Source organism: Victivallis sp., assembly GCF_048170485.1.
Lineage (GTDB): Bacteria > Verrucomicrobiota > Lentisphaeria > Victivallales > Victivallaceae > Victivallis.
The window spans coordinates 1-10163 of the sequence record NZ_DBEXAY010000025.1 but is presented as its reverse complement, the minus strand read 5'-3'; the positions used below and the strand labels follow the sequence as shown (position 1 = coordinate 10163).

5 protein-coding genes are annotated in these 10163 nt (G+C 60.9%); all 5 read right to left on the bottom strand.

The genetic code is table 11. The features are described 5' to 3' along the window. Window positions 1–4563: hypothetical protein (locus tag ACMLHG_RS01165; RefSeq protein ID WP_417169263.1), on the bottom strand; the 4563-nt coding region annotated here is incomplete at its 3' end. A 97-nt stretch (window positions 4564–4660) separates the two neighbouring features. Then, complete coding sequence (locus ACMLHG_RS01160) at window positions 4661–5416, bottom strand: H-X9-DG-CTERM domain-containing protein (RefSeq protein WP_417169262.1); 756 nt, start codon at window positions 5414–5416, stop codon at window positions 4661–4663. Window positions 5417–5438: 22 nt separating this feature from the next. Beyond that, window positions 5439–7502 (bottom strand): beta-galactosidase, encoded by a 2064-nt coding sequence (locus ACMLHG_RS01155; protein WP_417169261.1) that lies wholly within the window; start codon window positions 7500–7502, stop codon window positions 5439–5441. After that, window positions 7499–8332, bottom strand: a complete 834-nt coding sequence (locus ACMLHG_RS01150; protein ID WP_417169260.1) for an ROK family protein — start codon at window positions 8330–8332, stop codon at window positions 7499–7501. Before ACMLHG_RS01150 ends, ACMLHG_RS01155 begins: the two co-directional genes overlap by 4 nt. Then, complete coding sequence (locus tag ACMLHG_RS01145; RefSeq protein WP_295812197.1) at window positions 8302–10101, bottom strand: class I mannose-6-phosphate isomerase; 1800 nt, start codon at window positions 10099–10101, stop codon at window positions 8302–8304. Before ACMLHG_RS01145 ends, ACMLHG_RS01150 begins: the two co-directional genes overlap by 31 nt. Window positions 10102–10163 lie beyond the last annotated feature (62 nt).

Genomic DNA, 10163 nt, shown 5'->3' with positions numbered 1-10163 from the left:
GCCGCCGAGCACGCCGACGGTCAGCGACTCGCCGCGTTCGGCCTTTTCGAAGAAGCGGTTCAGCCGCTCCCGGTTGCCGAAGGAGACGACGGCACGTTGCAGCAATTCCTCCGTCACCTCCGGAATGCCCGCGTCCTGCCGGAGTGTCTCAAGTTCCAGCGTGTCCGCCGTAACGGCACCGTCTCCTTCTCCGTCGATGGCGAGGGCCAGAACGGCGCGGGTGAAGGTTTCGCTCCCCACCGGGAGTTCAAAGTCGGCGGAAACCTCCTGATAGTCATGGCTCCCTTCCGGAATTTCAATCCGTTTTTTCATCAATTTCATCGTTCCATTTTGTTCATATTCAAGCCGCAGTTCCAGCCAGAACCGTCCTCCTTTGCGAATGATGTTTTCCGTTCGGAATCTGCTTTTCAACCGATATCTGCCGGGGGCGAGATGCCGCTCTTCTCCGAGGTTGACGAAGCCCGGCACCTGGACTTTAACCGCCGCCGGAGTCCGATGGCCCGGCAAGAGCTGGAAGTTCTGGCTTGCCCAGTTGATCTGCAGATTGCCCGGAAGCTGTTCGCCGATCAGCAGCAACCGGCGCCGGCTGTCGCCGGTGATCCAGCCGCTGAGCTGATAGCCGGGAGGAAGAATCCGGATGGCAGGCGGTTCCGGCGCCGGGGCGGAACCTCTTTCGGTTGCGGAGTAGTTCATCGCCAGCACGGAATAGCGTCGCGGCGTCAGCAGCATCGGGATCTTTTTCTCTCCGGCCGCTTCTTTGACCTGATAGAAAACTCGCGGATTTTTCACTCTCTTCAACGCGAAGTTGCCTTCGCCGATCACGCCGGAGGTGGCGTAGAGAAAATTTTTCTGAAGCAGTTCTTTCCCGGTACCAAATTCATATTCGGTCACCAGCCATACCGGCGGCGTGGGAATGCCGTTGTTTTCCGCTGTGCGCAACAGGGCGGCGAAGCGGAGGAACTGTTTCCCGTCGCGCAGAAAGTAGCGTGTGGTCGTCTCCGGATCGAACGAGGCGCGGCCGGCGGCGGAAAGGTTGCCGCCGTCGTAGAGCCGGACATCCTGATTTTCCGCAACAACCGTGCCGTCATGTGTGAGCATCCGGCGGATGCCGCCGCCGTTGCGCCGGATTTCCGCTTCGAAGTGAGGGTTGGAGATTCTCCAGAGCGTGCTTTCATGCTGGACCACTGCCGGGGTGCGAACCACCTGATGTTGTGGTAACTGCCCTTTTGCCGGGCGGATGCGCAACTCCACTCGCCGCGAATTTTTTCCGTCGGCAAGGCTGAGCGGTCCCGGCTGAACCCAGAAGGCGGCCACATGCGGCGTCTTCTCTTCGGCGGAGAGATGGCTCAACAGCATCAGATCGTCATAGTTACGGCTGAGAGGTTCCGGAACGATGATTTCGATGCCGCCGTCGGTGCCGAAGAAACGCAGCACCGGGCGGTTCCAGTCCAGCGGCTTTGCGGTGGACTGCCACAAGACCGGACTCAGGAACTGGCGGTGTGACCAGGATAGATAGGGCAATGAACCGTAAAAACGGTCGCTGATCGCCGCCGGATCGAAGTGATCATCCATCAGCCCCTCCGCTGTAAACACCTGCCAGCGGCTGATATTTTTCACCGGCAGCAACAGTGCGGAACGCTCTTCCGGGCGGTATTTTCTGAGTTCGGCGGCAATGGAAAGCTCGTTCCCGTCAAGCGTGTATTGGAGGCTCCCGCCGTCGTCCATTTTTGCGGTGACGATGACGGAACTTCCTTCGCGCCGCACCGAAATCCCGGTGGCATGGGAGCGGTCCGGCGAATCGCCGAACCGGCGGGCTTCGCCGATGTACGGCCCGAATTGCAGCAGGCGGCCGCTCAACTCGTCGACGACCAGTGGCCAGCTGCCGTTCACGGTGACGGTGCTGTTCTGCCGGAGAATTTCCGGCTGTTTCACCGGAACTTCCGGCGTCGGCAGGGCCGGTTCCGGCGGCGTGGGACCGCCGGCGCCCGCCGGACGAAACGAGAAGACCGCGATGCCGTACGGTTCCAGCCGACAGGAGAGTTGGCGCAGGTCGGAAATTTTACCGCGGGCGATCAACCGTCCCCTCATGTTCTCATAGAGTTCGACCTCTGTATCAGTCCGGAAGGCGGTGGAGGCGGGGAGCGTGAGACGCACATCGCGGGCGGTCGGCAGAAAACTGACTGCCGCAACCGATTCCGCTCCCGGCATGGTGTGAAGGGCGGTGAACACAGCCGGCCGGGAGGCAACGGCGAGATAATCCACCGTTCCGCGCCGCAGTTCCGGCAGCGCGGTGCGCACCTTGTTGAGACGGGCGAGCAGGGTACCCCGCCCATCCGAAGCTCCGTGGAGAATCGAGGGCATCCCCTGGGCGAGGAACATCATCGCCCGTGCCGCCTGACCGGCCCCTTCGCCCACCCACGAGGTGGACTGCACCGAGAAGGCGTCGTGAATTTCGAGGAACCGTTCGAACAGTGTTCCCGGCGGGGCGGTATCCTTCTGCTCCTGCAGAAAGAGGGCGATTTCACGGGCGGAGTTTTCTCCTCCGAACCGCTCCAGCAGCAAGAGGAAACGGCGGAAGTGAAAGTCGAAGATTGCATCGCCTGCCGGGACGGTGTTCAAACTCGCGATCTCAGCAAGCAACGCGCCGTCGGGACGGATGGAGCGGACAACATCCCGGATTTCCCGGGTCAGGCGCGGGCCGGTCTGACGGTCGTCATCACTGGCACGGGAAATTTCCGGCATCGGCACTTTCCCGCCGGTTTTCTCCAGTTCCGCCTTGAGCCACTGCCGGTCGACGTGGGGCTGATCCTCCCGGCGGAAGGTCTCCGGATTGCGCCAGTTGCGGCGTGAGAAGCCGCACTGGTCCAGCCGGAAGCCGTCGATTTCGGTCTGTTCCATATAGTATTTCGCCACATTGCACATATAGTTTCGCCACTCCCGCGAGCCGTAGTCGTAGGCTTCGCTGCGCCGGATGCGCCCGTCCGGTTCTACGGCGAGCGTCCACGGCGAGAGACCCCGCTTCGCCGCCGTCTTTGCCAGACCTCCATGCGGAATGAGATCCTGCCAGACCCGTAAGCGGGCGCGTTTCGCCGCCTTGACGAACGCCCGATACTCCGCGAAGGTGCCGACCTCCGGGCGGAGCCGGTAGAAATCGGTCGGCAGATAGAGGGCGTCGCTGTAGTAGGGAGGAAGAAGCCAGAGGGTATTGTATCCGAGAGCGGCGATTCGGCGGAGGAGCGGTGCGCCGTCCGCGGCGGAGGCGACGCTGCCCAGTTTCGGAGCCGGGAGCGTGACATAAAGCGTGACGTCGCGAACCCAGTCCGGACGGTCTGCGGGCGGGAGCATGCCGATGTCACGGAACCATGCCGCCGGAGCGTTCCGCATTGCGGTTTTCAGCGGCGCATCAACTACCTCCAGATAGTGCGGCCCCACTTTCTGGGGAACGTTGGGGAAGATCCAGCCGGTGGAGGCGCTGAAGGTGGTTGCCCGGATGGTCTCGCCGAGGCTTTGCAGGTCGGTGCGGTTCATGTCGGTTCTGCCGTCGAAGGCGAGCATGACCGTGGTGCCGGGAAAGGGTTCCAGAAAGAGAAAGTAGCCGTCGAACGCCCCGCGAAGGACAGTGCTTTTCTTCAGGTCGGCGAGAGCGCCGGTACGGTGCGACTCGAATTCAAAGTCGCGCGCCACCGCCTGATAGCCTCGGTTGTCACCGAAGAAAAGCGCAGGGAAGTAGTAGCGTCCGCGAGGGGGAAAATAATGATAGAGCAGGGCATTGGTGAGCTTCTGCGTCCGTTTCCCGGTATTGACGAATTCCAGCGTGCGGCAAAGCCGTTTGCCGAGTACGATCCGCTCCGTCACCTGCCACACCGGCAGATCCCAGCGGAGTGTCAGTTCACCGGTCTGCGGCGAAAAGACGTGAGAACTCAGGCGGCGGCTGCCTGGGAAATCGGTTAACGTCAGCTGAAAGGAGTTCAGCCCCTTCGGATTCCGGAGGATCGGCTTCTCCCGGAAGTCGAGCGCCAGCCAGGCGCCGGAAGCGGGATCGATTTTCATCGTCCAGCCGTTGTGCCGGAAGACCAGCGGCGGCGCGGGCGGTTTGGCCTTCTCATACCGCCCCTTGACCGCTTGAATCCGGAGTGTCACCGGTTGATCGGCCTGCACCCGGATGGTCTGACATGCCGACCCATTCTGCCACGCCTGTACACCGCTTGCCGTGGCGAAGGCTCCGTTGCGCAACGTCCACGCTTCCGGAGCGCCGCCGGCGTTGCGGCGGGAGAAATCGCCGTTTTGAATTGTGGTTCCTTTTGCTTCGCTGAGCCGGTATTCCACGAAGGCGCGATCCGGTTCCGCCGCCTTGGGAGATTTTACGTAACAGCCGCTCAACCAGAGGACCACATTGCCACTTTTGCGGGGGATAAACGAAACTTCAAGCGTCTCCGTCGCGTTGTCCGGTATTCCCTTCTTCTGGACGAACAGGGCGAACGGCCGCTTGGCCGCATCTCCCCATTGAATGTTTTGAATGTAGCGGCTGCCGGGAGCGGGCTCCAGCGGAATTTGATTCCCCATCCCGTTGAGATCCAGGCGGATTCCCCACTCTGCCGACAGAGCAAGTGTGGTACATAACAAGGCAATGATGCAAGCCGGTTTCACTGGGGATACCTCATCAGTTCATTGCCGGCATAAAACGCCACTTCTGATCCAACCCCGGAGCCGGAGCTGTCCGGAGCGCACTCTGAGTGAACCACTCCACGTGACCGTCGCCCATCACCATATTGACACCACCATTGTGTCGATTGCCGGCGCAGGGAAGGGGATACGGGCTGGAATAGGTGCTTTCCGGATAGATGGTCCTCATTTCATTGCTGCTGTTGCTGATCCAGTCTGTGGTGTCGCCGATCATCACTTTGCGCGAGGGGTGCCGGACGTTTTGAATTTTCATGCGGGCCGGTGTGTATGTATGATCCCGCACTCCCATTTGCCGATTCCAGCCGTAGCCGATTGCACAGTAGATGGAATCCGCTGTTCCGGTCGCGGCAACGACCATTTCATCAGTGAACGAGGGACAGCGGAACACGCCGGAGACCAGACGCTGGTCTAAATGGTCCACCAGACCGTCGCTGGAAAGGTTTCCGGTGATTCCGAGATAGGGCGCGAGCTCCCGGGACCAATAGCCGCTCAAAGCGTTGGAGGCAGGGGACATGGAAACCGTCAGGTAACCGTTTTTCTCCATGGTGTACGACATCAGGGCGGTTCCGAGCTGTTTGAGATTCGCCGTACAGGCGATCGCCTTGCTCCTCGCCCGGGCTTTGTTCAACGCCGGCAGCAGCATCGCCGCCAGAATGGCGATGATCGCGATCACTACGAGGAGTTCGATAAGGGTAAATGTGCGAATTCGGCTGCTCCTGTCTCTTTTCATCATGGCCTCTCTGTTGCTGGTTACATTATTTCCATCCAATGACGATTCTTGTTTCACGCTCTCCCAATGCAAGAGTGAGCCGACTGCCGCCGGGCTGACTTTGCCCTGCCGTCTCGAATTCCCGGTAGGAGTCCGGGAAGCTCAGTTCAACGGTACACGGTTCGTGTCGGCGGCTCCCGATAACGAAGAGATCCGCCTTTTCGCCGGTGAGGCGGCTGCACTCCAACACCTGCGGCGGAATGGTCTCCGCAATCGGTTTTACCCCGTGCCGGAAGGCAAAATCGCTGATCTGATCCATCGTGTCGGCGTCCTCGCCTTCCCGCTGAAGCCCGAGGGTGACATAGCTCCCCCAGAGTTCCGTTTCGCCTTTGCCGTACTTGTTCCGCACGGCCGTGACGTGCCGGTTGTTCCGGGCCAGTTCTTCCCCGGTGGTCGGATGCAGATACTGCAGATGGCGGTAACTGCGCGCCTTTGCCAGCCGGAACGGTTCGGGGGAGGCGATGAAATCCTCCTCATAACAGCCGAAGAGTTCATCGAGGCCGTTGCCGGGAATCGTGTTGCGAAGATAGACGTGGTCATCCAGCCAGCCGCAACGGCCGTCGGCCCACAGCGCGCCGCCGTCGGCAACGAACTGCCGGAGAATCTGTGCTACCTCCCGGGAAACCATCTCCACCTGCGGCACGAACAGCACCTTGTAACGCTTCAATGTGTCAAGCGTGAGTTCGGTGACGAAATCCACCGCGATATTGGCCCGGTTCAACGCTTTGTAACAGCCGTAGACCGCGTCGTTGTGCTCGTCGCAGATGCCGGGAATGTGCGGTTTGTTCCGGAACTGCTGGAATTTGAAGTTCCGTGCCGCCATCGAGGCGAAAATCGCCACTTCCGCCGAAGGCCGTTCCACTTCGGCCAGCACCTCGCGGTGGCGTTCGACGTCGAGGGCGAACTGCTTCGCCGCCTCCGAACGTTCCGTCGGCGCGCCGTCCTGCGCCCGCCGCAGGCTGAATTCGCCCACCTCCATCATGCTCGAACGCCACGCCTGCCACTCCCAGAAGAGCACGCCGCGGAGTCCGCGGCCGAGCGCGTGATAGAGCGTATGGGTGATCTCTTCCGGGGACGGCGTATAATACCGTGCATGATACAGCGTTGTGCCGGCCTGCAGTTCCCCGATCCAGCCGTCACGCCCCTGTGCCCAGCTCCGCACCTCGTCGATGCAGTAGAGGTAGGTGGAAAAGAAGTTTTCCGGCACATCGTGGCCGAAGAAGTGGTGCGACGGATGCACCGAGATGCTGATGCTTTCCATCTCCCGTGCCAGCGCCCACTCGTTCAAACCGCAGTGCAGACTGTTGCTGAGCGGCGTCGCCGGGTTCGCGTGGGTTTCATGAACCGGGTCGATGCTTCGCACCGTGTCGCGCAGCCAGACGATATTTTCCCGGGCGTTGTCGAAAGTGAATGCGTGCCAGTCCGATTCCATCGGCGTAATTCTGCCCCGGGTGCCGAATTCGAAGGCGTCGGCGAGCCATTCCGGAGTCAGTTCGTCGAGCGAATCGACGCAGGCGGTGGTGAAGACTTGGAATTCGCCGAGCCACGCCGCTTTCAGCTCCTCGATGGTCGAATATTTCCGCTTCAGCCAGAGGCAGAATTTCTTCAGCGTCGCCGGGCAGCGGCACGGCGGGTTGGTCGGTTCATTCCAGAGGTTCCAGATCGCCAGCGCGGGGGCGTTTTTGTAACGCTCCACCGTGTCGCGCAGAAACTCCTCCATTGGTCCGGCCACCTCCGGACGGTCGAAGCAGGGATAACGGCGGCTCCGGTCGTCGATCCCTTTCGCCAGCAGATCCTTCTGCAGCCAGAGCGGCAGGTAGAGACCGAAGGTTTCCATCACCTTGAGTCCGTATTTATCCGCCGCTTCAAAGAGAATGTCGTGCTGGCGATACTCCCGCATCCCCCGGCGCGGTTCCACCTTCTCCCACCAGATGAAGGAGCGGATGATGTTGAAACGGTTGTCGCGGATGCGCCGCATGTCCTCTTCGATCTCTTTGGCTCCGTAATTGGGGTTGAGCCAGTACATCGCCCCCAGCATGAACTCTTTCATCGTAACAATCCTTTCCGAAATGATTCGTATGCTCCGTACAATGCCGCATCCTCCCACAGCGCCGATTTCCGCAACGGCAGTCCGGCCGGAACCGCTCCGAAGAGCGCCAGATCGCGCCCGATGCCGCCGCCGATGACGATCACTTCGGGCGAGAACTCTTCCTGCCACTTGCCCAGCAGTTCGAAGAGCGCCGCGCCGTACTCCCGCCAGAGCTTTTGCGCCGCCGGATCCCCCGCTTTCGCCCGGTCGGCGATCTCCCGGACACTCCCGGCCGGGAAACGGGCGAGCAGGGCCCGCGCCGAAATGAAATCCTCCGCGATTTTTCCCCGGAACGGCCGGTTCCAGAGTTTCACCTCCGCCGCGGGTGAGCCGTCGTTCCCCGTCCATATTTCGCCGCAGGAAGCGAAAGCCGCACCGAGTCCGGTCCCGAGTGTGACGCCGCCGCACCGGGAGAACCCCCGGGCCGCGCCGTGCGTCATTTCGCCCAGCAGAAAAGCGTTTGCGTCGTGCAGAAAGCATTCCGCATCCCGCCCGGAGAGCTCCGCAAAAGAACAGCCGTTGACCGCCGCGAATTTGTGCGGCATGCGGAAGATTCCCCGCGCGTAGTCGAATGGTCCGGGCACCGCCACCGCCAGATGAGCGAACTCCCCCGCCTGCCGGAGAACCTGCCGGAACGCCGCCGCAATCGCTTCGCCGCTTCCCTCCGAACAGCTCGGAACCGGTTCGAGCTGGCGGAACAGCTCCCCGTCGCGGAAGAGCGCCGACTTGATGAAGGTTCCGCCGATGTCCAGCGCCAGAACTACTTCAGCATTGTCTTGGTGACCCGGCATGGAGTTTTCCCCAGATTGATGATTTCATATTCCCCCATCGACGCCGGAACGACCACCATATCCATATGCTTCTGGTGGTAGCAGTGTGTCGGGTCGGATTTTGAGCAGATCAGCACCTCGTCCCCTTCGACCAGCACCAGCACGTGGAATTTGCCGTTCGTGTCGTCGGCGATGTCGTGCTCGAAGGAGAGCCTCCGCAACGAGAAGTAGATGAGGTCGTGTTCGCCGACGATCTCCTCCTTCCAGCTGTCCCCCTGCCGCACCGTGACCGGTTTCGGACGGAGCACGCCGTCGATCCGGCTCCGGCGGCGGTCGGTCACCAGCACGTTTTTGCCGTGAATCGAGTGGATCGGCCGCGGATTTCCGTCGAGGTCACTGCGCAGATAGTCATAAAGCTTGAAGGTGTAGCTGCCGATCGTGTAACTGCCGATCTCCAGCACTACCTGATTGCGTCCGGAGGCGTGGATCGTTCCGCCCGGAATCAGGTACTGGTCCCCCTGTTCGCTCGGGAAGCTGTTCACATAGCGGTCGTGATCGAAGGGGATGTGCTCCTTCTCCGCCCGGTCGATGCAGCGGTAGAACTCCTCGACGTCGCAGTCGTCCTGCAATCCGAGGTAGGTTTTCGAACCCGCCGTTTTGACCACGTAATAGCTCTCATCCTGCTGGAACGGCTCCCCGAAATGCTCCTGGTTGTAGGCCCGCGGCGGATGCACCTGAATCGACATGTTCCCCGAGCCGCCGTAGGTGTCGTCGTAGTTGAAGCGGATCGGGAAGACGTGGCCAAACCGCTCCACGCTCTCTTTGCCCATGAGCCGCTCGCCCTCCGCCTTGAAGAAGGTGGAGAAGGGGATGTTCAACGTGTGGCCGCCCACCTTGATCTGGATCGATACTTCGTTCGGGATCATGTCGAACACCCACGCGCAGTTCCGCATGTCCGAGGGAAGCGAACGGAGATTTTTGACGAAGAAGCCGCCCCACACCCCTTCGAGATAGACCGGCGTGCAGCGGAACGGATAGCCCGTCTGAATCTCCAGCAGCTCCCGGAAGGCCGCCAGCGGCAGCAGCTTGAGATTGTCCTCCTGGTTGCTGTCAATGTAGAAATCCACGTCGCCGCGGGCGATGAGATCCTTGCGGTGCAGCATCATGATCTCATAATCATAATAGTAGAGCCGGCGGAAGAGGTAGGGGAGGGGGCGCTCCTTCGCATCCCCCAGCGCCCGGACGCGCCCGGCCTGCACCCGGGTGGTTGCCGAAAGCGGCGTCACGTCGAGAAACGCGGTCACATCGGCGCAGTCGTGCAGCGCGGCGCAGGCGGAACCGCAACCGTACAGAATCACCAGACCGGCAGTCTGCTTCGCTTTCGCGAGTTCCCGGCGGAGTGCTTCGACCCGCTCCGGATCGAACAGCGATTCGATTTCGCGGTGGATGCTTTTGCCGAAGAGCAGGATGGGGTCGATCACCCGGTCTTCCGGCAGCGTTTCCGCGAGCATCTTCTCCAGCTCATCCGAATCTTTGTATGCGCAGCTGACGTCGAATTTGCGCACTTTTTTCCCGGCGGCTGCCTCCTCGATGCGCTTGATCAGGCGGTCGAACTGCGCGCCGACGTAGCCATCCAGCACGACGACGCCGTGCTCCGGAGCCGCTTCGAAAAGTTTTTTCCCGACTGCACGGTTGCCTGCCGTCACCGAGTTCCGCAGTTCCGGCGGCAGTTTCGGAGTGTTGAGCGCCTGCGGGTCGACATATGGGTACGGTTTGAACATGAAACTCATAAAACAATCACCTTTTTTGGTTTTGCAATTTTATTGTTTATATTAATATTATACGACAATTA

Bases quoted from the DNA above. Each gene is read 5' to 3' on its own strand.
- ACMLHG_RS01160 (WP_417169262.1), bottom strand. From the start codon at position 5,416: ATGATGAAAAGAGACAGGAGCAGCCGAATTCGCACATTTACCCTTATC.
- ACMLHG_RS01155 (WP_417169261.1), bottom strand. From the start codon at position 7,502: ATGAAAGAGTTCATGCTGGGGGCGATGTACTGGCTCAACCCCAATTAC.
- ACMLHG_RS01150 (WP_417169260.1), bottom strand. From the start codon at position 8,332: ATGCCGGGTCACCAAGACAATGCTGAAGTAGTTCTGGCGCTGGACATC.
- ACMLHG_RS01145 (WP_295812197.1), bottom strand. From the start codon at position 10,101: ATGAGTTTCATGTTCAAACCGTACCCATATGTCGACCCGCAGGCGCTC.